Source organism: Bacillus sp. BSL6, assembly GCF_052928345.1.
Window position 1 is genome coordinate 1 of record NZ_JAVGCW010000008.1, and the last position, 24,424, is coordinate 24,424.

A 24,424-nucleotide genomic window follows, 5' to 3' on the forward strand; every position below is an offset into this window, starting at 1 on the left:
GTAAGATCCCTGAAAGATGATCAGGTTGATAGGTTCGAGGTGGAAGCATGGTGACATGTGGAGCTGACGAATACTAATAGATCGAGGACTTAACCATATAATATGTAGCAATGTTATCTAGTTTTGAGAGAACATAAAAAACTTGTTGACTTTTAAAGAAAATAAGTTATAATAATGATTGTCTCAAAAGAATAATGTCTGGTAATGATGGCAGAGAGGTCACACCCGTTCCCATACCGAACACGGAAGTTAAGCTCTCTAGCGCCGATGGTAGTTGGGACCTTGTCCCTGTGAGAGTAGGACGTTGCCAGGCAATATTATTCCGCAGTAGCTCAGCGGTAGAGCTATCGGCTGTTAACCGATCGGTCGTAGGTTCGATTCCTACCTGCGGAGCCATTGGAGAGCTGTCCGAGTTGGCCGAAGGAGCACGATTGGAAATCGTGTATACGTCACAAGCGTATCAAGGGTTCGAATCCCTTGCTCTCCGCCATAGGATTTATAATATTTGGCCCGTTGGTCAAGTGGTTAAGACACCGCCCTTTCACGGCGGTAACACGGGTTCGAATCCCGTACGGGTCACCACTTTTGGAGGATTAGCTCAGCTGGGAGAGCACCTGCCTTACAAGCAGGGGGTCGGCGGTTCGATCCCGTCATCCTCCACCATATAAACTATATGAATAATATTATCGCGGGGTGGAGCAGCACGGTAGCTCGTCGGGCTCATAACCCGAAGGTCGCAGGTTCAAATCCTGTCCCCGCAACCAAATGGTCCCGTGGTGTAGTGGTTAACATGCCTGCCTGTCACGCAGGAGATCGCCGGTTCGACCCCGGTCGGGACCGCCATTTTAATAAGGCTCGGTAGCTCAGTCGGTAGAGCAGAGGACTGAAAATCCTCGTGTCGGCGGTTCGATTCCGTCCCGAGCCACCATTTACTTTAATAAAATACGCCGGCTTAGCTCAATTGGTAGAGCAACTGACTTGTAATCAGTAGGTTGGGGGTTCAAGTCCTCTAGCCGGCACCATGTAAGTTTCGGAGGGGTAGCGAAGTGGCTAAACGCGGCGGACTGTAAATCCGCTCCTTCGGGTTCGGCAGTTCGAATCTGCCCCCCTCCACCATTTACATAGGGGCATAGTTTAAAGGTAGAACTGAGGTCTCCAAAACCTCCAGTGTGGGTTCGATTCCTACTGCCCCTGCCAAATATATTTACACAACATGGCGGTTGTGGCGAAGTGGTTAACGCACCGGATTGTGGCTCCGGCATTCGTGGGTTCGATTCCCATCAGTCGCCCCATTTTTATTTTAAAAATTATAAATAATCTAATGGATACTTACATATAATTAAGTAAGAATTCGATGGGCTATAGCCAAGCGGTAAGGCAACGGACTTTGACTCCGTCATGCGCTGGTTCGAATCCAGCTAGCCCAGCCATTTTTGCGGAAGTAGTTCAGTGGTAGAATACAACCTTGCCAAGGTTGGGGTCGCGGGTTCGAATCCCGTCTTCCGCTCCAGTAAAATTTTATATGGCGGCATAGCCAAGTGGTAAGGCAGAGGTCTGCAAAACCTTTATCACCGGTTCAAATCCGGTTGCCGCCTTTTCTTTTGTGCCGATGTGGCGGAATTGGCAGACGCGCACGACTCAAAATCGTGTTCCTTCGGGAGTGTCGGTTCGACCCCGACCATCGGTATCACGAACGGCGTAATAAAAAGACTCTACACCAAATGTGTAGGGTCTTTTTATATTTTCATCACACTACAAAATAAGCATAAATAGTGTGTTGATGAAATGGTAGAATTTTTTTGCTAAATTATGTTATGTGCTTCTAAAATTCGTAATAAACGTAGGAATTCATGTATAATATAACTTGTCGAAAGAACAAAATGATAGTGATTTATATTATGTCTGTAATATGAATCAAAAATGAACTTTTTATATTTCTTTTAAAAATGTGTTGAACACACATGATATTTCATATTAATATTTTTATGTAGATTTAAAACGGGAAAGAGAGTGGAAAGTATGGGTCGTAAATGGAATAATATTAAAGATAAAAAAGCATCAAAAGATGCAAATACTAGCCGTATATACGCGAAATTTGGACGTGAAATTTATGTAGCGGCAAAACAAGGCGAGCCAGATCCGGAATCAAACCAAGCGCTTAGAGTTGTATTAGAACGTGCGAAAACATACAATGTTCCAAGAACAATTATCGATCGTGCAGTTGAAAAAGCAAAAGGTGGTTCAGAAGAAAATTATGACGAGCTTCGTTATGAAGGATTTGGACCAAATGGAGCTATGGTAATTGTAGATACACTTACAAACAACGTAAACCGTACTGCAGCAGATGTACGAGCTGCATTTAGCAAAAACGGTGGTAATATGGGTGTGAACGGTTCTGTAGCTTACATGTTTGATGCAACAGCTGTTATCGGCCTTGAAGGGAAAACATCAGATGAAGTTCTTGAGATTTTAATGGAAGCAGATGTAGATGCACGTGACATTCTTGAAGAAGAAGATGCTGTTATCGTGTATGCTGAACCAGATCAATTCCACGCAGTACAATCTGCTCTTAAAGATGCGGGTGTTGAAGAATTTACAGTTGCCGAATTAACAATGCTTGCACAAAACGATGTAACACTTCCTGAAGATGCACAAGCACAATTTGAAAAAATGGTTGATGCATTAGAAGATTTAGAAGATGTACAACAAGTTTATCACAACGTAGACTTAGGAGAATAATACGATAAAAGCCCCTGTTCGTTTAACGAATAGGGGCTTTTTTAATAAAGGTATTTTATTGTAAACAGGGAATATGCTTATAGGGATATATGAAATATTCATTATTGCTAGGAGGCTTAACATGGAACATAAAACACCAAAACATATCGTTGCTGTAGCAGGCTATTTAACAAATGAAAAAGATGAAGTGTTATTAGCAAAGGTACACTGGCGAGCTGATACGTGGGAGTTGCCAGGAGGACAGGTAGAAGAAGGGGAAGCACTCGATCAAGCTGTTTGTAGGGAAATGCTTGAGGAAACGGGTTTAACTGTGAAGCCAATTGGAGTTACAGGTGTTTACTATAATGCTTCTATGCATATTTTAGCTGTCGTTTTTAAAGTTGCATATGTGAGCGGTGAAATAAAAATTCAACATGAAGAAATACAAGAGGCTAAATTTGTTGCTTTAAATGAAGAGAACATAGATGAGTATGTAACGCGTCCTCATATGAAATCCAGAACGCTTGATGCGATGAGAGCAAAACATTTTATTCCGTATGAAACGTGGGAAGTGCAGCCGTATAACTTAATAGGAAGATTGTAAAGAAAAGAGTAGCCGATTTGAGATACAGTCAAATCACTACTCTTTTTTGTATACTGTTTAAGAAAAAGGTCAAAATAATAGTAGTGTTAGTATTGATTTGGAGAACATTCGTTCTGTATAATGTATGATATATTATATACATTTAGATTACTAGATGCTTAAAAGTATATATATTTGTAGATGATATAATGAAAATAGAGCACTTTAATAGAGAAAGTATAATAGCTTTAAGGTGTAACCTGTTATGGGTTTAACATAATCTATATTCAATATTTCAGATGAATAGTAGATAAAAAAGGACTGTGATACAATACTTTTTTATCCTGCTATTCGCCGGGCAGCCAGATTGTTGTGGTCTGATTAAAGTTTCAATTTATACCTTACAATGATGTAAGGTACGTGTAAGAGAAATCGATGGGATATTTTTTTACAACAAGGTATTCTTAAAGTAAGAGTTATACGCTGTGTGGAAAAGAGGTGTTTAAGATGAAAGAACGAGTATTATCTAGGGTGAACTATCATCAAAAAGTTGCATTAAATCCAATGACTAAGTTTTTTTATAAAGCCATTATTTTATTATTATTGTTAAGTTTTACGTTATTATTCATTGGAAATGTAATGATCGAGCAAAGTGATATTAGTAAATTACATGTACCGGCTAAGTTAGAGGTGCCAGAATCATTAACACATGCATTTATTGCGACAGAAGATAAAAGGTTTTATCATCATAACGGTTTAGATTATATAGCGATTATTAGGGCGTCTGTTGAGAATATAAAAGCTGGTGGTGTTGTGCAAGGGGGTAGCACAATTACACAACAGTTATCAAAAAATGCTTTTTTAACGAATGAACGTACATTTTCTCGTAAGTGGAAAGAAATTTTTTATACGAAAAAAATTGAACGTACATTTACAAAGGATGAAATTTTAAAATTATATGTAAGTAATATTTATTACGGAGAAGGAGCATGGGGAATTGAAAAAGCAGCAAACCTTTACTTTGGTAAAAAGGTGAGCCAATTAACGTTGGCTGAAAGTGCAATGATGGCTGCTGTAGTAAAGGCACCCGCTTATTACTCACCTGCACAAAATTACGATAAAGCAGTTGAGAGACGTAACGTTGTTTTGAGATTAATGGAGAAAGAAGGCTATATCAATCATGATGAGTATATGCAAGCGGTTAGTGAGAAATTAGTCATTCGTCATGATATAAAAACAGAGCGGTCGATGTTAAATCATGCGCGCGAAAAAGCAGTAAGCTAAGGGAAGTTCCTACATAGGAGCTTCTTTTTTTTGAATAAATTGTGACAAATTGTGACACAATATCGTCACAATTGTTGTATTTTTGTAATTTATGTGAGCGTGTTCATTGCGTGACGTATGTAAGTATTGATATTATGTGTATTGTGTACAATGCTGTATACAGAATATGAATTTAAAGAGGAATGTATATGAAATCATCGAACAAACTCATGGCTCTTGGTATAGTTTTTTCCATTGCAGTATTGATTGTAATCGGGACGATTGCGTATAGCATCATAAATGACAAAAAAGATAAAGGGAATGAGATGTTTGCTTATTCCACACAACAATCTTTAGGGAAAGATGATGCACCAGTTAAGGTAGTTGAATTTGGAGACTTCAAATGTCCCGCTTGTCGTACTTGGGATGTAACAGTATTACCACGATTAAAAGAAGAGTATATCGACAAAGGTAAAGTGCAGTTATACTTTATTAATTTCCCATTTATCGGAAAAGACTCTGATTTAGGTGCAGCAGCTGGTGAAGCAATTTATAAACAAGATAAAGATTCGTTCTGGATTTTCTATGATGAGATTTATCAAAGTCAAAAGAAAGACACAGAAGAATGGATTACAGAAGAATTACTTCTTAACATTGTGAAAGAGAAGCTTCCGAAAGTTGATATAGCACAATTTAAAAAAGATTTACACAGTAAAGAAATAAAAGAAAAAGTACGTAAAGATTCAGATCGTGCTCAAAAATTAAAAGTTCAAGGTGCTCCTTCGGTATATGTGAATGGAAATCTTGCAAATCCTGATTTTGATAGTATGAAGGCGGCAATTGATAAAGAATTGAAAAAGTGATGAGTCCTCTCATCACTTTTTCGACTTTTTTCGATAAAATTCTTGCTTACACTTTTCTAACATGCTATACTACTTTACATAAGTTATTCCAATATCTTATATGTATTTCATATTTGCGGGTGTAGTTTAGTGGTAAAACAAGAGCCTTCCAAGCTCTGGTCGAGAGTTCGATTCTCTTCACCCGCTCCAAATTTTATTAAATGTTTTTCTATAAATTGTGATCAACGCAGTGTTTCGTTTCCGAGATAAACGAGGCATTGCGTTTTTTAATGTTTTAAAAACATCATTGTATGCGAAAATAGAAGTAAAGAATAGTATTCCAAAAGTGAATTGCTAACTAATATAGACGTTACATAAAGGGTGAATTCATCTGAGGAGGCATTAGGAATGGATTTTGAACAATTAAAACAAGATGTCATTGCGTATAGTAAAACGATTGGTATAGATAAAATAGGCTTTGCTAGTGCTTCACCATTTGAAGAATTAAAGCAGCGGTTAATCCAGCAGCAACAATTAAATTATCAATCTGGATTTGAAGAGCCTGATATAGAAAAGAGAACGAACCCACAGCTTCTATTACCTGGTGCAAAATCAATTATTGCGATTGCATTAGCGTATCCTTCAAAATTAAAAAATGCACCATTAAGTAAGCGTGGAGAACGCCGTGGGATTTTTTGTCGTGCTTCTTGGGGACAAGATTATCATCTAGTTTTACGAGATCGTTTGCAGAAATTAGAAGCATATTTAATCGAAAAACTTCCCGATATAGAAGTTAAGTCAATGGTTGATACGGGTGAATTAAGTGATCGAGCTGTTTCAGAGCGTGCTGGTATTGGATGGAGCGGTAAGAATTGCTCTATTATTACACCAGAATTTGGTTCGTATGTATATTTAGGAGAAATGATTACAAACGTTCCATTCCCACCAGATCAGCCGATAGAAGATCAATGCGGGAGCTGTACAAAGTGTATTGATATTTGTCCTACAGGTGCTTTAATACAAGGAGGACAGTTAGATTCGAAGAAGTGTATAGCATTTTTAACACAGACGAAAGGATTCCTACCGGAAGAATATCGCGACAAAATAGGTAATCGTATTTATGGATGTGATACGTGTCAGACAGTTTGTCCGAAAAATAAAGGAATGGATTTTCATAATCACCCTGAGATGGAACCAGATCCTGAGTTAGTTAAGCCGTTATTAACACCGCTTTTAACAATTAGCAATCGTGATTTTAAAGAGAAATATGGAATTATGTCTGGTTCATGGAGAGGTAAAAAACCGTTGCAACGAAATGCGATTTTGGCACTTGCACATTTTAAAGAAGCATCAGCAATTCCAGATTTAATAGGTGTTATGAAAGATGATCCAAGACCAGTGCTTCGCGGGACGGCAGCGTGGGCGCTTGGGAAAATTGGTGGAGACGGCGTGGGCGAAGCTATTGAAAAAGCGATGCAACGTGAGAAAGACGAAGAGGTTCTTCATGAAATGAATCGCGGACTTGAACTGTTAGCGCAGAAAAAAGAGTAGATAATATCTCCCTTTTTCATATTGTAATATGGGAGGGAGACGAAATGGTTGTAAAAATAAATATTGAAAAGCAGGTACAACAATTTTTAGCATATGTAACAGAGAAACGAACAAATGTAGATGGGATTGCTGAAGATTTATTACAAATAGCAAAGAGAAAGAAACAATTATTTCAAAAGCGTAATGCAGAGATAGTAAAAGCAACTGCGGATGTTTCTTTCATGAGGCAATTAAATAATAGCAATCATCAAGAAATTGATTATCAAATACATTTTAAATATTTAATTAAGCATAAAGAATTATTTTATATTGAAGAGGAACAATTAAAACGAAGAGTTTGTTTAAATAATAGCCAGGTAATAGGTGATTATGCTATTGAAGTGCCAGAAGCAGTTGGAATGAGTGAGACATTAGAAAGGGAAGTTACAAAAGAGAAGTACGGTTCCTATCAGTACAACCGTTTAGAGGCAGTTAAATATGCAGAGCGTTGGTGGGATGATCGAAACCCTGCATATCGTAATTTCCCTGATAATTGTACGAATTTTATTTCTCAATGTCTTCATACTGGAGAAGTACCAATGAATGGATACCCTAATATTCGTAAAGGATGGTGGCAAAGGGAGAATCAATGGAGTTGGAGCTGGGCTGTCGCGCACTCTTTTTATTGGTATTTGTCAGGTGCTACAACAGGGCTTCGAGCAGAAGCAGTAGAAAGACCAGAGGACCTTATTCTTGGTGATGTTATCGCTTATGATTTCGAGGATGATGGTAGATGGAATCATACGACGATTGTAGTAGCAAAAGACGCAGATGGTATGCCACTTGTAAATGCACATTCAGCGAATAGCCGTCGGCGTTATTGGAACTATGAAGATTCTAGTAAATATACACCACAAATGAAATATAAATTCTTTCATATTATTAATGGGTAGAGATTTTTCGCTCAAGTGGTATAATACGTAGTAGACAAAAAACAGAGGTGAATATCGCGTGGGAGTACATGTTGTTTTATATCAACCAGAAATTCCAGCAAATACAGGGAATATTGCTCGTACTTGTGCAGCAACTGGAACAGAATTACATTTGATTAGACCGCTTGGATTTTCAACGGATGATAAAATGTTAAAGCGTGCAGGATTAGATTATTGGCAGCACGTGAAAATTACGTATTATGATTCAATTGAAGAGTTTTACGAGAAAAATAAAGACGGTGAATTCTTCTATTTAACAAAGTATGGCGAGAAAGCTCATACAGCGTTTGATTATAGCAAACGTGAGAAGGATTACTATTTTGTATTTGGAAGAGAAACGAACGGCTTACCAGCTAATGTAATCGAAGAAAATTTCGATCATTGTTTACGTATTCCAATGACTGATAAAGTGCGTTCATTAAATTTATCTAATACAGCAGCTATTTTAATTTATGAAGCATTCCGTCAACAAAATTATCCAGGATTAGATTTAGAAATTGTTTATTAAAAGTCGCCATATGGCGACTTTTTTTCTAAAAATAAAAATAATATGTAATCATACATTTAAAAAAGGGTACATATTCATATAAAATGGGATATATGAATAAAAATAGATCAGACGGGTTGAGATAAATATGAAGGAACAATATAGTAATCAAAATACCTTTTTAAGTATGATAGATATGGATTTAATAAGAAGAGGATTATTACATGCTATTCAAGATTTAGTATTTATTGTGAAAGTTATTGATGATGAAACATTTAAATATATTTATGTAAATAAATTAGGTATGGATTATGCGAAGCTAAGTGAAGAATGTTATGGAAAAACTTTTGCAGAAGTATTACCGGAAGATACGGCGGAAATATTGCAAGTGCAATATGCAAAAGTAGCGAGCGAAGCGAAAGCACATACTTTTTGTGATGTAGTTAGTTTACCAAAGGGTGAGCTACATTATGAATCTTCACTGAATCCTGTATTTGACGAAGAAGGAGTATGTCAGTTTATTATTTGTATTACAAGGGATATTACAGCTCAAATAGAGGAGAAGATGGAGATAGAGGAAAAACAAATGCTGTTTAAGTCATTACTAGAATATAATAATGACTCCATCATATCTATAGATTCTATAGGAAGAATTACATATGCAAATCCAGCAACGTATGAAATATTTGGATACCGATTTGAAGAATTAAATAATAAGTTTATTTTTGAATTTATTAATAAAGAATATGAAAAAGATTTTCAAATTATATTTAAAGAAGCCATGCAAGGAAGAGCAAAGCAAATTGTTTCAAAGAAATATGTTCATAAAGAAGGGTACGAGCTCTATATTTCCTTGAGAACTATCCCGATTATTGTAAATGGTGAAATTGTTGGAGTATATATTGTTACAAGGGATGTTACAAAGCAAGTATTAAATGAAATGAGAACGGAATATTTAGCTTATTATGATCAGCTAACAGGATTAATGAATAGAATTTCATGTACAAATAAGTTAAATGATTTTTTAAATGAGAAGGTAGCTTTTGCGTTTATCTTTATAGATTTAGATGAATTTCACCTTATTAATGATACGTTTGGTCATAAAGAAGGAGATAAAGTGTTACAAAAAGTTACAGAATGTTTAAGCAGTTTTCAAATACCCGATATGCACTTATTTAGAGAACACGATGATCAATTTGTTATGTTAATAGAAAATATAACGAAAGAACGTGTAGAAGTATTTGCAAAAAGCATACAAAAAAAGATTAGTGAACATTTTGTAATCGAAGAAGAGGACGTGTATTTAAGTGCGTCAATTGGAATTGTAATGGCCCCAACAGATGGAGAAGATGAAAAAATATTATTTCAAAGAGTTGATGCTGCTTTGGAAAAAGCAAAAGAAAAAGGAAAAGGGCATTATCATTTTTATGGCAATGGATTAGATTGTGAGCGTGAAAAAAGATTTATAATAGAAAACCAATTACATCGTGCTATAGAAAAAAATGAATTCTTCTTATATTATCAGCCGCAAATGAATATTGAAACGAAAAAAATAGCTAGTATGGAGGCTTTAATAAGGTGGGAGAATAAAGAATTAGGATTTGTCTCTCCCAATCAATTTATTCCGCTAGCAGAAAGAACAGGATTTATTATTAAGCTTGATGAATGGGTAATAAATGAAGTGTGTCGGCAAATACGTGAATGGTTAAATAAAGGATATGAAGTTGTCCCGATTGCAGTTAATATTTCAGCCAGACATTTTCGCTCTATTACATTAATAGAGATGATTACACGAGCTTTACATAAGTACAATGTACCAGCTCATTTATTAGCGATAGAGATTACAGAAGGAGCACTTATACATAAAGATATATCGAAAAGAGTATTGCTACAATTAAAAGAACAAAATTTAAAGATTCATTTAGATGATTTTGGGACAGGGTATTCATCTTTAAGTTATTTAAAAACGTATCCAATTGATACTTTGAAGATTGATCGTTCTTTTATGGAAGGTATACATGTAGATGAACGCGATACGAATATTACGGCTGCAATTATTCATTTAGCCCATACATTAGAATTGGATGTAATTGCAGAAGGGGTAGAAAAAGCGGAACAAATACAATTTTTGAAGGAAAAGAATGTGAAGTTTGTACAAGGTTATTATTATAGCCGCCCTTTATCAAAATATGATGTGGAAAATGTGTATTATAAATAATTGATAAAAAAAGTGATGTGCTAAGAAGCACATCACTTTTTATGTGTACCGGGTTTATCATTGTAACCAGATGTAAAAATAGCTGTAAGAAATGTGAGTGATACACCTAAAATTAATAATAATTTCATACTAATATCCCTCCTGTTTTTTCAGTTTACGAATCTGAAATATGAATCGAAATGTATGTAAGGTTCTTAGAAGAAAAGAATTTATTTAAAATGAATAGCGGTGTAAAAACTTTAATACCTATATTATACAGAATTTTCTTTGAATTTTGGAGAGAATTTTATAGCACTACTGTATATTTCATTTTGATTTAAAGAATGTTTGAGGACATCCTAGCATACCTTTTATAATAATCCGATTGAACAAGGAGATGGGGGAGGAGCTATAATGGATATTCTAAAAAAAATTGAACAGCATCGAGAAGCAGAAGAACGCTTACAATGGGAAGGTACGTTTGCGGAGTATTTGGAGCTTGTGAAGGAAAGACCATGGGTGGCTCAAACAGCACACTCTCGCATTTACAATATGATAAAAGATGCTGGAATTGAAGAAGTTGATGGTAGAAGAAAGTATAACTTCTTTAGTAATCAGCTATTTGGGTTAGAGGATGCTTTAGAACGTCTTGTAGAGGAATATTTTCATCCGTCTGCAAAACGATTAGATGTTAGAAAACGTATTTTATTATTAATGGGTCCTGTTAGTGGAGGTAAATCAACATTAGTTACGATGTTGAAACGAGGATTAGAAACATATTCAAGAACAGATCGAGGAGCAATTTTTGCCATTAAAGGGTGCCCAATGCATGAAGATCCACTTCATTTAATTCCGCATCATTTACGAGATGATTTCTTTGATGAGTATGGAGTAAGAATTGAAGGGAATTTATCACCACTAAATGTGATGCGTTTAGAACAAGAATATGGTTCAAGAATTGAGGATGTAGTTGTAGAGCGTATTTTCTTCTCGGAAGATCGCCGTACAGGGATTGGTACGTTTAGCCCGTCTGATCCTAAATCACAAGATATTGCTGATTTAACAGGTAGTCTGGACTTTTCAACAATCGCAGAATATGGTTCAGAATCAGATCCACGAGCTTATCGATTCGATGGAGAATTAAATAAGGCAAACCGTGGGATGATGGAGTTCCAAGAGATGTTAAAATGTGACGAGAAATTTTTGTGGCATTTATTATCGCTTACGCAAGAAGGGAATTTCAAAGCAGGAAGATTTGCGCTTATTTCAGCAGATGAATTAATCGTAGCGCATACGAACGAAACGGAGTATCGTTCTTTCATAGCAAATAAGAAAAATGAAGCATTACATTCGCGTATTATCGTAATGCCGGTCCCATACAATTTACGGGTTAGTGAGGAAGAACATATTTATGAAAAAATGATTCGTGAAAGTGACGTGTCCGATGTGCACATTGCACCGCATACACTTCGGGTTGCAGCAATGTTTACGATTTTAACTAGATTAAAAGATCCGAAGCGTCCAGATATTGATTTAATTAAAAAGATGCGTTTGTATGATGGAGAAACGGTAGAAGGTTATAATGCGATTGATGTAGAGGAGTTGCAACGCGAATATCAAGATGAGGGTATGAAAGGTATTGATCCTCGTTACGTTATTAACCGCATTTCTTCTACAATTATTCGAAAAGAGGTACCATCTATTAACGCATTAGATGTGCTTAGGTCGTTAAAAGATGGATTGGATCAGCATCCATCGATTAGTAATGAAGACCGGGAGCGTTATATGAATTTCATCTCATTAGCGAGAAAAGAATACGATGAAATTGCTAAAAAAGAAGTACAAAAAGCATTTGTTTATTCGTACGAAGAATCCGCTAAGACACTTATGGATAATTACTTAGATAATGTTGAAGCGTACTGCAATAAGTCGAAATTACGTGATCCGTTAACAGGTGAAGAAATGAGCCCGGATGAAAAGTTAATGCGCTCAATTGAAGAGCAAATTGGAATCTCAGAAAATGCTAAAAAAGCATTCCGAGAAGAAATATTAATTCGCATCTCTGCTTATGCACGTAAAGGAAAACGCTTCGATTATAATTCGCACGAACGTCTTCGTGAAGCGATTCAGAAGAAGCTATTTGCTGATTTAAAAGATATAGTGAAAATTACAACATCAACGAAAACACCGGATGAAAATCAGCTTAAGAAAATCAATGATGTTGTTGCACGCTTAATTGATGAGCATGGCTATAATTCTTCTTCAGCAAATGAATTATTACGCTATGTAGGTAGCCTGCTAAACCGATAGTTTGATAACAAAACGCTGTCTCTTGTATTTTGCGGGACAGCGTTTTATTATCCGTTCATATGTGTAAAGTGTCATACCTTGTCCAAATGTAATAAATTAAGATGCAATTTCATGAATTTATTGTCAATTATTTTTACAATATGCATATGATAGAGTAACCAACCATTCATAGGAAAAAAGCCAACACAATACAATATGTTGCAAAGTGTAAATGTGTGCAACTATGCATTGTGTTTCTTTCTTATCAACGGCTGAATGTTTCTTTCTAGTATGTGAGTGGGAAAATTTTGTTTAGGATGCTCGGAGTATTATATGAAAAACGTTATATATGTTTATGGGATGATTTTTGATGGGCAGTTACCTTTCATTCTAGCTTGCACAGTATAAAACAAAATTTCTAGCTTGCTGTTCATATAGGAAGACAATTACAGTAAGGAGGGAAAGAAATGGGTGAAGAAAACCAACCAAATTATACGATCTCACAGGAAAACTGGTCCCTCCATCGCAAAGGATATGACGACCAACAACGCCATCAAGAGAAAGTACAAGAGGCAATTAAGAATAATTTACCCGATCTTGTAACAGAAGAAAGCATTGTTATGTCTAATGGTAAGGATGTTGTCAAAATACCGATTCGTTCTTTAGATGAATATAAGATTAGGTACAATTATGATAAAAACAAACATGTTGGGCAAGGAAATGGTGACAGCAAAGTTGGTGATGTCGTTGCGAGAGATGGATCAGGTGGTCAAAAGCAAAAAGGACCAGGAAAAGGGCAAGGAGCAGGGGATGCGGCTGGAGAAGATTATTATGAAGCTGAAGTCTCTATTTTGGAATTAGAGCAAGCATTTTTCAAAGAATTAGAATTACCTAATTTAAAGAGAAAAGAAATGGATGAAAACCGGATTGAACATGTTGAATTTAATGATATTAGAAAAACAGGATTATGGGGCAACATCGATAAGAAAAGAACGATGATATCCGCATATAAACGAAATGCGATGCGTGGTAAAGCATCTTTCCATCCGATTCACCAAGAAGACTTAAAATTCCGCACTTGGAATGAAGTATTAAAGCCAGATTCAAAAGCTGTTGTATTAGCGATGATGGATACGAGTGGATCGATGGGCATATGGGAGAAATATATGGCACGTAGTTTCTTTTTCTGGATGACGAGATTTCTACGTACAAAGTATGAAACAGTAGATATTGAATTTATTGCCCATCATACGGAGGCAAAAGTAGTTCCAGAAGAAGAGTTTTTCTCAAAAGGAGAAAGTGGTGGAACAATTTGTTCTTCTGTATACAAAAAAGCACTCGAGCTAATTGATAATAAATACTCACCAGACCGCTATAATATTTATCCATTCCATTTTTCAGACGGTGATAATTTAACATCAGATAATGCTAGATGTGTAAAACTTGTTGAAGAGTTAATGAAGAAGTGTAACATGTTTGGATATGGGGAAGTGAATCAGTACAACCGCCATAGTACACTTATGTCAGCCTATAAAAATATTAAAGATGAGAATTTCAGATATTATATTTTAAAGCAAAAAGCAGATGTATTCCATGCGATGAAGAGCTTCTTTAGAGAAGAATCAGGAGAGAAAATGGCATAGCCCCCTTAAAAAGGGGTTATTTTTTTGTTAACTTTTTATTTTTTTAATTGACAATGATAATGAAAATCATTATCATTTATTCGAGAAATGATTACATTTCGAATTATATATTTCGGAGGAGATGTAAGGTTGAAACAAAATAAAAGAAAACGTATAAATGCAATGGTTATAGTGGCGGCGTTATCACTGCCGTTTGCTGTTTATTCAACACCTGCTTTAGCGGCAGTGGCAATTGAGGCGAATAAAAAGGGATATGCTTTAGAAGATGGTACATATGATGCTGTTATGAAAGCATATAAAGATAAAACGAATGAGGAGTCTATGGCAGCTGTTTATATAAAGGATCCTAAGTTAACGATTGAGAATGGAAAGAAAATTGTAACGGCAACGTTAAGTGATAGTGATTTCTTCAAATACTTGAAAACAGAAGATATTCATACTCCTGGTGTGTTTCATGATGTAAAAGTAATAGCAGAAGATAAAAAGAAAAACGGAACGAAAGTGATTCAGTTTGAAGTGGGGGAATTAGGAAAAAGATATAATATGCAAATGCATATTTATATTCCAACAATGGCCTATGATAATAAGTACCAAGTACAATTTGAAGTAAATACATTGAATTTAGATAAAGATGTTCCAGAAGAACAAAAGGAAAATAAGGAGGATAAAGTGGATCAACAAGATGCGAATGTAATAATAGATAAGCAATTACAAAGGCATATTAATAAATATAACTTGAATAGAGAGAATTTAAATGCGCCAATAACTAAGGAAGATTTATTAAAAGTTAAATCTTTAATAGTCGTTGAAGCTAAAAGTAAAGGAATAAAAGACGTAAGCGGTCTAGAATATATGACGAACTTAGAAAACTTAACGTTGGAAGAAGTTAAGTTAGAAAATATAAAATTTATCTCGAATTTGAGGCAATTAAAATCATTAAGTATAACCTATGCCGAACTTGAAGATATTGAACCTTTGGCTGAGTTAGAACATATTGAGAGTTTAAGCTTGAGAAATAATAAAATTTCAGATTTAAGCCCACTAAGTCAAATGAAGAAGATTAAATTGCTAGATTTAAATAGTAATTATATAAAAGATATAAAACCATTATTTACAGTGAAATCTTTAAGGACTTTAACTGTAGCAAATAATCAAATTAGTAATGCAGGTCTTGAAGGAGTTCACCAATTAAAGAATTTAAAGACATTTGAAATAAGCAATAATGGATTGAGTAATGTCGAACATATTAATGGAATGAATAAATTAATTGAATTAGGGCTTTCCAAAAATGAATTAGTAGATCTTACACCATTATCAAAATTATCAGGGTTACAAAAACTAAATTTAGAAGAAAACTTTATTTCAGATATAACGCCACTTAGTCAATTAACAAGTTTATATGATTTAAAACTAGGTTCAAATGAAATTCGTGATGTTAGACCGGTTCAAGAGCTAGGAAAAAGAATGTATATTGATATTCAAAGACAAAAAATCTTTTTAGATGATGTAGAAAAAGATAAGGAAGTTAAAATACCTATCTATAATTTACAAGGAGAGCCAATTGATACTATTCAATTGAATAGTGAAGATGGAATAGTTAATAATGGTTCTGTTAAATGGGGTACTACCGGTGAAAAAACATACGAATTTATGTTAGATATAAAGCCAGAAGAGAATCGTATTAAGTTTAATGGAACAGTAATTCAAAATGTTGTTGAAAGGTTAGATGAAATAAAAGAGGATAATGAACAAAAGGAAAGTGTAATTCTCGATAAAACTTTACAACAACATATTAATAAAGAGAATTTAGGTAGAGAGAATTTAAACGCTCCTATCACAAAAGAAGATTTATTACAGATTAAAAAATTAGAGATACTTAAAGAAAAAGGAAAAGAGATAAAAGATATAACAGGTTTAGAGTACATGACGAACTTAGAAAAACTCACTTTAGAAGGAGTAGGTTTAAAGAATCTCGAATTTATCTCGAACTTAGAAAAGTTGAACGATGTGAATGTATCTCATAATCAAATTGAGGATATAACACCACTATCTGCATTAAAAAATCTACAATGGTTAAATCTTGCGGACAATCATATTAAAGATGTATCGGTTCTCGGTTCCATGCTAGATTTACTTAGCTTAAAATTATCTGGAAATGAGATTCGTGATGTAAGGCCGTTAATACAATTAGGTCAGTGGTTTTCAATTGATGTGGGAAGACAAAAACTCGTTTTAAGTGAAGCGAAAGTAAATGAGGAAATTCAAGTTCCTGTATATGATTTAGAAGGAGAAAGTATTGAGAATATTAAATTGATAAGCGAAGGAGGGACGTTTAATAACGGAGTAATAAAATGGAATACCCCAGGTGAAAAGGTATATAAATTTGATTTAGATTCTGATGGAATTAGCATAAGGTTTAACGGAACAGTTATACAGAGTATAGTGGAAAAAGAAGAAGTGAAAGAACCAACAAAAGAAGTTGAAGAAGCAAAAGAAGAAGTGAAAGAACCGGTAAAAGAAGTTGAGGAAACAAAAGAAGAAGTGAAAGAACCGGTAAAAGAAGTTGAAGGTACAAAAGATGAAGTAAAAAAGCCGGTAAAAGAAGTTGAAGAAACAAAAGAAGAAGTAAAAGAGCCAGTAAAAGAAGTTGAAGGTACAAAAGAAGAAGTGAAAGAACCGGTAAAAGAAGTTGAAGGTCCGAAAGAAGAAGTGAAAGAATCGGCAAAAGAAGTTGAAGGCTCGAAAGAAGAAGTAAAAGAACCGGCAAGAGAAGTTGAAGGCCCGAAAGAAGAAGTAAAAGAACCAGCAAAAGAAGTTGAAGGCCCGAAAGAAGAAGTGAAAGAACCAACAAAAGAAGTTGAAGGTCCGAAAGAAGAAGTGAAAGAACCAACAAAAGAAGTTGAAGGTCCGAAAGAAGAAGTGAAAGAACCAACAAAAGAAGTTGAAGGCTCGAAAGAAGTAAAAGAACCAGGAAAAGAAGTTGAAGGTTCAAAAGATGCAATAAATCAATCAGCAGTAGCTCAAGAAACAAACGTGAACAATCAAGTTGGGAAAGAAAAAGTAGTAGAGAATCAAAACATGAAAGAAAATAAACCAGCTGTTAATAAGCAAGAAGAAAGTAAGAAATCATTAGGAGCAACAGGTGGACAAGAGAATACATCAACATTACTTTCAGGCATAGCGTTAGTTCTTTCAGCGATGAGTATGTTTGTATTTAGAAAGAAATTATTTAAGAAATAAAAAACGTTTTATCTTATTATAACGTAAGATGATTATAGGGGTTTGTGAGAAGACATTATCATGGCGATTTCATTTTGAAATATGCTTATGGTGATGTCTTTTTTAGAAGGAGATAAATGGAAAAGGTGTGAATATATTAGAGAAGGAGGAGAGATTATGTATGTTAGTTCAATTTCAAAGGTTGAAGAAATTGCATCATTTATTGCGAATATGAATAAAGATGCTATTCATCATGTTGGCTATTGTGGAGATCAGAAAGAGGAGTTGTTACATACAATTCTTCATGATTTTTCTCATATAGGTTGGGAAAAATCTTTTGTTGTTACTTATGAAAATAATAAAATAATTGGTGTATTAGGGTTTGATGTAGATGAAGTAAAGAAATGTGCAGAGATATGGGGACCGTTTATTAAAGCAGAGAATTGGGAAGAAGTTGCTGTACATATGTGGAAGGAACTTATAGAAAAGGTGCCTTTTCATATTGAAAAGTTTTATGGTTTTTATCATGTGGAAAATAATAATTGTGCCCGCTTAATGAAGAATTTACATGCAAAAGAACAAGATCGACATAGTATTTTCAGTTTAAGTTATAATACTGTGGAAGAGCGCAGTATATGTAATGTAGAAGAAGCTTTACCAAAAGTGTTTGGGCAGTTTGTCGCTTTACACAATTATGTTTTTCCTAATACATATTATGAAGGAAATGAAATTATTGAACGTTTAAGTGATACGAATAAATTATTTGTAAGTATGAAGAAAGAGAAGTTAGAAGGTTACGTATATGTTGAAGTAAATTCGGAGTTTCAAGAAGCGAATATCGCATTTATTGCAACTGCTGAAAATAGTAGAAGAAAAGGTGTCGGAGAGCGGTTATTACAAGTTGCAATTCAGTATATTTTCTCGTTCCAAGGGATGAGAGAGATAGAACTATGTTTGAATACGAATAATGATCGTGCGATGAAGTTGTACAAGAAAGTAGGTTTTGAAGAGAAAGCCTGTTTACAGCACTATGTAATAGAGTAAAAAACCCATTCATATGAAAATGATATTTCATATGAATGGGTTTTATTCATTTACTTTTTTCCTCATTCATCACGGATTTAGAAGTAATTTGAGGCGCTAATTGTTACATAACCTTTTTTATTTTTTTCGGAACTTCTTTCGTTTGCGAATTAATATCTTCTTTTCGGAGCTCTTTAAAGAGCGAAGTAACCATAAGAACGACTACGATAGAAAATGGTAGTGCTGCGATTATAGCTGCAATTTGTAGTGCATTTAATCCTCCAGCTTGTAATAAAATAGCTGCGATTATCGCGATTGTCAATCCCCATATAAGTTTCAAACTATTTTTCGGTGATAAGCTTCCGTTACTCGTTTGCATAGAAACAACAAATGTTGCCGAGTCGGCAGAAGTAACGAAAAATGTGGCTACTAAAATTAACCCGATAATTGTTAAAAATGTAGAGAACGGTAGATGTGAAATAACAGCAAATAGTCCAATCTCTGTCCCGTTTTTTGCGATTTCATCAGCTACTCCAAGGGATTGGAACATTTCCATATGGATAGCGGTGCCGCCAAATACTGCAAACCAAAATGTGCAGATGAGAGTTGGGACTAATACAACTCCAAAAATAAATTCTTTTATTGTGCGCCCTTTAGAAATACGGGCGATGAATGTACCGACGAATGGAGACCAGGAGATCCACCATCCCCAATAGAAAATAGTCCAGTTTTCTATCCAAGAAGAAGATTTTTCATTAAATGCTCCTAAATTTAATCCCATACTAGGTAAAGCTCCAATATAAGAACCGAGTGTAGATGTGAAATATTTCATAATAAATACAGTTGGTCCTAAAAGTAAAAAGGAGACGAGTAATATACCTGCAAGAGAGAAATTTAAGTTACTCAAATATTTAATCCCACGATCTAAGCCTGTTTGTGCACTTGTTAAATATAAAACAGCGAAGATGGCGATAAGTACGAGCTGTGTAAGTAAAGTGTTATGAATAGAAGGGAATAAATAGCTTAATCCTCCGGCGATTTGTTGAGCACCAATCCCAACAGATGGCACAATACCAAATACTGTGGCTAAAACAGCTAAAATATCAACTGTTTTTCCGATAGGAGAATTTTTCGATCGATTAAATAATGGAGTAACTGTAGCGCCAATTGTGCTACCTTTTTGTTTGCGGAATGTGAAATATGCAATTGTTAAAGCAACCATTGCGTATAGTGCCCATGGAAAGAGGCCCCAGTGGAAAAATGAATATTGCATAGCGAGTTTGGCACTTTCCTCTGTACCTGCTTTTCCTGTTAATGGATCTGTAAAATGTGAAATCGGTTCAGCGATTCCATAAAAGAGGAGTCCAATTCCCATTCCTGCTCCAAACAACATGGATAGCCAAGATGGATAACTATACTTTGGTTTTTCTCCATCTTTACCAAGACGAATAGAACCGTATTTAGAGAATGCTAAATACGTGGCTAAAATAATCATTGCAGTCATAAGTAGAGAGTAAAACCATCCAAATTTATTGAGGATAAATGAGTTTAAAGAAGATGTAACGCTTTGTAAATCATAGCCTTGTATCCAACTTGCCGGGGTAATTCCCCATATGATGAATAATGTTGTTAGCAAGATGGAGATATAGAATACACTGTTTTCTTTTTTTATCATAGAATCCCACCCTTGTTTAATAAAGTTAACAATTATATTAATCATAACAATTGAAGGGGTAATTGTCAAAAAATTCGATTTTCAACATGTGTAAAAGGACTGTTTAATCGCTATAGATTCATAACTATTGGAAGTTAGATAGTGGGGAAATTGTTCACGATATGTACAAAATGTAAGAAGAAATAATATGAAATATTGCATTTTATATTGTTGTATCCAGATTTTATGTTAAATTCGTGAATGGAATATTTGAATAGGGGGCAAGGATATGAACAAGAAATCAAAGATTAATAAAGTTATGCTTAGCATTAGTACAATGGCTCTATCATTAGGGACGCTTCAAGCTCCTGCATCAGCGGAAGAAAAAGTACCGTATAATGTGTTGAAAACGAAACCAGTTGGAATTGAAAAACCAGTAGATGAGATTGGACACGTTTCTAAAGCGGAGGAAACATTATCGTTTCAAGAACGGTTAAAAGTAGGAGACTTTTCACAGCGACCAGCACCTATTACGAACAAAGCGACAGTAAAGCAAGTTAAAGAAAGCTATTCAATGGCTGATTTAAACAAAATGAATAATCAAGAATTAGTTGAAACGTTAGGCAGTATTAAGTGGCACCAAATTACAGACTTATTCCAGTTTAATGAAGATGCAAAAGCCTTTTATAAAGATAAAAGGAAAATGCAAGTCGTTATAGATGAATTAGCTCATCGGGGTAGTACATTTACGAAAGATGATTCAAAAGGAATTCAAACGTTTACGGAAGTGCTACGTTCAGCTTTTTATTTGGCATTTTATAATAACGAATTAAGTGAATTAAATGAAAGAAGCTTCCAGGACAAATGTTTACCTGCTTTAAAAGCAATCGCAAAAAATCCAAACTTTAAGCTTGGTACAGCTGAACAAGATACAGTCGTATCTGCATATGGTAAATTAATTAGTAATGCGTCAAGCGATGTTGAGACAGTTCAATACGCATCGAATATTTTAAAGCAATACAATGATAATTTTACTACGTATGTAAATGATCGAATGAAGGGACAAGCAATATACGATATTATGCAAGGGATTGACTATGATATACAGTCTTACTTAATTGAAGCTCGTAAAGAAGCGAATGAAACGATGTGGTACGGGAAAGTAGATGGTTTTATTAATGAAATAAATCGTATTGCTCTTTTAAATGAAGTAACACAAGAAAATAAATGGCTCGTTAATAATGGAATTTATTTTGCAAGTCGTTTAGGGAAGTTTCACAGTAATCCAAATAAAGGTTTAGAAGTTGTTACACAAGCAATGCATATGTATCCGCGCTTAAGTGAGCCGTACTTTGTCGCAGTAGAACAAATTACAACAAATTATAATGGAAAAGATTATAGCGGGAATACAGTAGATTTAGAGAAAATACGTAAAGAAGGAAAAGAGCAGTACTTACCAAAAACGTATACATTTGATGATGGATCTATCGTATTTAAAACAGGAGATAAAGTATCGGAAGAAAAAATTAAGAGACTATACTGGGCTGCAAAGGAAGTAAAAGCACAGTATCATCGTGTAATTGGGAATGACAAAGCGTTAGAGCCGGGCAATGCAGATGATATATTAACGATAGTAATTTATAACAGTCCAGAAGAGTACCAGTTAAATAGACAACTGTATGGATACGAAACAAATAACGGTGGAATTTATATTGAAGAAACAGGAACGTTCTTTACATATGAGCGCACGCCAGAACAAAGCATTTATAGTTTAGAAGAGTTATTCCGTCATGAGTTTACTCATTATCTTCAAGGGAGATATGAAGTGCCAGGTTTATTCGGAAGAGGAGATATGTATCAAAATGAAAGGTTAACTTGGTTCCAAGAAGGCAATGCAGAGTTTTTCGCAGGGTCTACTCGAACAAATAATGTAGTGCCGAGAAAGAGCATCATTAGTGGATTATCATCTGATCCTGCAAGCCGTTATACAGCAGAGCGCACATTATTTGCTAAATATGGTTCTTGGGATTTCTATAATTACTCGTTCGCATTGCAATCTTACTTATATACACATCAATTTGAAACGTTTGATAAAATTCAAGATTTAATTCGTGCAAATGACGTGAAAAATTATGATGCCTATCGTGAGAATTTAAGTAAAGACCTTAAACTAAACGAAGAGTATCAAGAGTATATGCAGCACCTAATCGATAATCAAGATAAATATAATGTACCGGAAGTAGCAGATGATTATTTAGCTGAACATGCCCCAAAATCATTAACGGCAGTAGAGAAAGAAATGACTGAAACGTTGCCGATGAAAGATGCAAAAATGACAAAACATAGCTCCCAATTCTTTAATACATTTATATTAGAAGGTACGTATACAGGTAATGTAACAAAAGGTGAGTCAGAAGATTGGAACGCAATGAGTAAGAAAGTAAATGAAACTTTGGAACAACTTGCGCAAAAAGAATGGAGTGGCTACAAAACTGTTACAGCATATTTCGTCAATTATCGTGTAAATAGCTCAAATGAATTTGAATATGATGTAGTCTTCCACGGTATCGCAAAAGATGAAGAAGAAAATAAAGCTCCAACGGTTAATATAAATGGCCCTTATAATGGACTTGTAAAAGAAGGTATTCAATTTAAAAGCGACGGCTCAAAAGATGAAGATGGAAAAATCGTTTCTTATTTATGGGACTTTGGAGACGGAAGCACAAGTGCAGAAGTAAATCCGGTACATGTATATGAAAGAGAAGGTTCATATAAAGTAGCGTTAATAGTAAAAGATGATAAAGGAAAAGAGAGCAAAAGCGAAACAACGGTTACGGTTAAAGATGGAAGCTTAACAGAATCAGAACCAAATAATCGCCCAGAGGAAGCAAATCGTATTGGACTAAACAATACGATAAAAGGTAGTCTTATCGGCGGAGATCACACTGATGTTTATACATTTAATGTAGTATCAGCGAAAAATATTGATATTTCCGTTTTAAATGAATATGGAATCGGGATGACATGGGTACTTCACCATGAATCAGATATGCAAAATTATGCTGCCTACGGTCAAGCAAATGGAAATCATATAGAGGCAAACTTTAATGCAAAACCAGGTAAGTATTACTTGTATGTATATAAATATGATAATGGTAATGGAACATATGAATTATCAGTAAAATAAGTGCTTTTCCAATGTATGTTTAACTTTACTTTTTGTGGAAAATAGTATATTATATAGATATATATAATATATCGGTTATTTTCTAGGAGGAGCCTGTCACAATAGGCTTCTCCTGTTCTTTTTTAGAGGCCTGTACTGCAGGCTTTTCTTTAAAGGATAAATAACTGAAAATTAAGAACAATAATCTTTGAAAGAGGTGGGGCATACACATAACAAAAAAGGGATTGTTTAAGAGAGGGGGATAAGAAATGGTTTTGTTTGGTTATCCACTTGAGACAATTTATTTATACGGATTTATTATTGCTACTATACTCACTGTGATTTATATCTTTTTTGGGGATATATTTGAATCCATATTTAGTTTTGGAGGCGGATCTGTATCCATTGTTACTTTATTACTTAGTTTTTTCGCCATGTTATGTGGACTTAGTTATATAGGAGAATATTTATTTTCCTTTAATAGTATTCTTATTTTCGTGGCTGCATTTGCTATTTCCTTTATTGGTGTATTCATAATGAAAATATTAATTTTAAAGCCGATTGCAGAAGCAGAACAAAATACTGTGCAACGTATGGATGAATTCATTGGTTGCAAGGGGGAAGTCATTACGACAATTCCTACAGAAGGATTTGGTGAAGTATTAATCTCCTCCCAATTTGGAAGTAATGCAATTCCAGCTAAAACAATTGGGAAAAAAGATATTTCACAAGGAACTGAAGTTATTATCGAGGGAGTCCAAGACGGTGTTTTGCTTGTACAAAACATCGCTTATTCTTTAAAAAAACCAAAATTATAA

Annotated in this window: 15 protein-coding genes, 16 tRNA genes and 2 rRNA genes; 32 read left to right on the forward strand and 1 reads right to left on the reverse strand. The window is 34.8% G+C overall.

Annotation, left to right across the window (positions count from 1 at the left end):
* The 30 genes from RCJ96_RS21940 to RCJ96_RS22085 form a co-directional block, all read left to right on the forward strand.
* Positions 1-97, forward strand: a 23S ribosomal RNA gene (locus tag RCJ96_RS21940); the annotation flags it as partial.
* 100 nt (positions 98-197) lie between these two features.
* A 5S ribosomal RNA gene (rrf, locus tag RCJ96_RS21945) occupies positions 198-313 on the forward strand.
* 8 nt (positions 314-321) lie between these two features.
* Positions 322-396 (forward strand) — tRNA-Asn (locus RCJ96_RS21950).
* A 2-nt stretch (positions 397-398) separates the two neighbouring features.
* Positions 399-490: transfer RNA gene (locus tag RCJ96_RS21955), tRNA-Ser, on the forward strand.
* A 17-nt stretch (positions 491-507) separates the two neighbouring features.
* Positions 508-582, forward strand: a tRNA-Glu gene (locus tag RCJ96_RS21960).
* Between the two features lie 5 nt (positions 583-587).
* Positions 588-663 (forward strand) — tRNA-Val (locus RCJ96_RS21965).
* A 24-nt stretch (positions 664-687) separates the two neighbouring features.
* A tRNA-Met gene (locus RCJ96_RS21970) sits at positions 688-764 on the forward strand.
* A gap of 3 nt (positions 765-767) precedes the next feature.
* A tRNA-Asp gene (locus RCJ96_RS21975) sits at positions 768-843 on the forward strand.
* Between the two features lie 9 nt (positions 844-852).
* A tRNA-Phe gene (locus RCJ96_RS21980) sits at positions 853-928 on the forward strand.
* An 18-nt stretch (positions 929-946) separates the two neighbouring features.
* Positions 947-1,022, forward strand: a tRNA-Thr gene (locus RCJ96_RS21985).
* Between the two features lie 10 nt (positions 1,023-1,032).
* Positions 1,033-1,116: transfer RNA gene (locus RCJ96_RS21990), tRNA-Tyr, on the forward strand.
* A gap of 7 nt (positions 1,117-1,123) precedes the next feature.
* A tRNA-Trp gene (locus RCJ96_RS21995) sits at positions 1,124-1,197 on the forward strand.
* Between the two features lie 19 nt (positions 1,198-1,216).
* Positions 1,217-1,292, forward strand: a tRNA-His gene (locus tag RCJ96_RS22000).
* Between the two features lie 63 nt (positions 1,293-1,355).
* Positions 1,356-1,430 (forward strand) — tRNA-Gln (locus RCJ96_RS22005).
* Positions 1,431-1,435: 5 nt separating this feature from the next.
* A tRNA-Gly gene (locus RCJ96_RS22010) sits at positions 1,436-1,510 on the forward strand.
* A gap of 14 nt (positions 1,511-1,524) precedes the next feature.
* Positions 1,525-1,595 (forward strand) — tRNA-Cys (locus RCJ96_RS22015).
* 10 nt (positions 1,596-1,605) lie between these two features.
* Positions 1,606-1,687, forward strand: a tRNA-Leu gene (locus RCJ96_RS22020).
* Positions 1,688-2,019: 332 nt separating this feature from the next.
* Positions 2,020-2,739, forward strand: coding sequence for a YebC/PmpR family DNA-binding transcriptional regulator (locus RCJ96_RS22025; protein WP_000532946.1), 720 nt, complete (start codon positions 2,020-2,022; stop codon positions 2,737-2,739).
* Between the two features lie 121 nt (positions 2,740-2,860).
* Positions 2,861-3,322, forward strand: a complete 462-nt coding sequence (locus tag RCJ96_RS22030; protein ID WP_074608259.1) for an NUDIX hydrolase — start codon at positions 2,861-2,863, stop codon at positions 3,320-3,322.
* Positions 3,323-3,808: 486 nt separating this feature from the next.
* The gene (locus RCJ96_RS22035) at positions 3,809-4,585 is read left to right on the forward strand and encodes a transglycosylase domain-containing protein (RefSeq protein ID WP_000664707.1); all 777 of its coding nucleotides are present in this window, start codon (positions 3,809-3,811) and stop codon (positions 4,583-4,585) included.
* Between the two features lie 188 nt (positions 4,586-4,773).
* On the forward strand, positions 4,774-5,427 hold the full coding sequence (locus RCJ96_RS22040; RefSeq protein WP_000842719.1) for a DsbA family protein: 654 nt from the start codon (positions 4,774-4,776) through the stop codon (positions 5,425-5,427).
* Positions 5,428-5,542: 115 nt separating this feature from the next.
* Positions 5,543-5,616 (forward strand) — tRNA-Gly (locus RCJ96_RS22045).
* 198 nt (positions 5,617-5,814) lie between these two features.
* The gene (queG, locus tag RCJ96_RS22050; RefSeq protein WP_000345218.1) at positions 5,815-6,957 is read left to right on the forward strand and encodes a tRNA epoxyqueuosine(34) reductase QueG; all 1,143 of its coding nucleotides are present in this window, start codon (positions 5,815-5,817) and stop codon (positions 6,955-6,957) included.
* Between the two features lie 44 nt (positions 6,958-7,001).
* Positions 7,002-7,889: an amidase domain-containing protein gene (locus RCJ96_RS22055; protein ID WP_416504782.1), complete on the forward strand. Its 888-nt coding sequence runs from the start codon at positions 7,002-7,004 to the stop codon at positions 7,887-7,889.
* Positions 7,890-7,947: 58 nt separating this feature from the next.
* Positions 7,948-8,436, forward strand: coding sequence for a tRNA (uridine(34)/cytosine(34)/5-carboxymethylaminomethyluridine(34)-2'-O)-methyltransferase TrmL (gene trmL, locus RCJ96_RS22060; RefSeq protein WP_000538147.1), 489 nt, complete (start codon positions 7,948-7,950; stop codon positions 8,434-8,436).
* A 127-nt stretch (positions 8,437-8,563) separates the two neighbouring features.
* Positions 8,564-10,633, forward strand: coding sequence for a sensor domain-containing protein (locus tag RCJ96_RS22065; protein WP_416504783.1), 2,070 nt, complete (start codon positions 8,564-8,566; stop codon positions 10,631-10,633).
* 393 nt (positions 10,634-11,026) lie between these two features.
* Positions 11,027-12,922, forward strand: coding sequence for a PrkA family serine protein kinase (locus RCJ96_RS22070; protein ID WP_000353280.1), 1,896 nt, complete (start codon positions 11,027-11,029; stop codon positions 12,920-12,922).
* Positions 12,923-13,368: 446 nt separating this feature from the next.
* On the forward strand, positions 13,369-14,544 hold the full coding sequence (gene yhbH / locus RCJ96_RS22075; RefSeq protein ID WP_000503513.1) for a sporulation protein YhbH: 1,176 nt from the start codon (positions 13,369-13,371) through the stop codon (positions 14,542-14,544).
* 129 nt (positions 14,545-14,673) lie between these two features.
* On the forward strand, positions 14,674-17,784 hold the full coding sequence (locus RCJ96_RS22080) for a leucine-rich repeat domain-containing protein (protein ID WP_446699843.1): 3,111 nt from the start codon (positions 14,674-14,676) through the stop codon (positions 17,782-17,784).
* A gap of 156 nt (positions 17,785-17,940) precedes the next feature.
* Positions 17,941-18,807 (forward strand): GNAT family N-acetyltransferase, encoded by an 867-nt coding sequence (locus RCJ96_RS22085; protein ID WP_416504352.1) that lies wholly within the window; start codon positions 17,941-17,943, stop codon positions 18,805-18,807.
* Between the two features lie 103 nt (positions 18,808-18,910).
* On the opposite strand, the gene opuD is transcribed toward RCJ96_RS22085, so the two are convergent.
* Positions 18,911-20,461 (reverse strand): glycine betaine transporter OpuD, encoded by a 1,551-nt coding sequence (gene opuD, locus RCJ96_RS22090; RefSeq protein WP_000591594.1) that lies wholly within the window; start codon positions 20,459-20,461, stop codon positions 18,911-18,913.
* A gap of 268 nt (positions 20,462-20,729) precedes the next feature.
* Here opuD and colA point away from each other — a divergent pair, with 268 nt between their 5' ends.
* Both colA and RCJ96_RS22100 read left to right on the forward strand, forming a co-directional pair.
* Positions 20,730-23,627, forward strand: a complete 2,898-nt coding sequence (colA, locus tag RCJ96_RS22095; RefSeq protein ID WP_416504353.1) for a collagenase ColA — start codon at positions 20,730-20,732, stop codon at positions 23,625-23,627.
* Between the two features lie 248 nt (positions 23,628-23,875).
* Positions 23,876-24,424 (forward strand): NfeD family protein, encoded by a 549-nt coding sequence (locus RCJ96_RS22100; RefSeq protein WP_000242434.1) that lies wholly within the window; start codon positions 23,876-23,878, stop codon positions 24,422-24,424.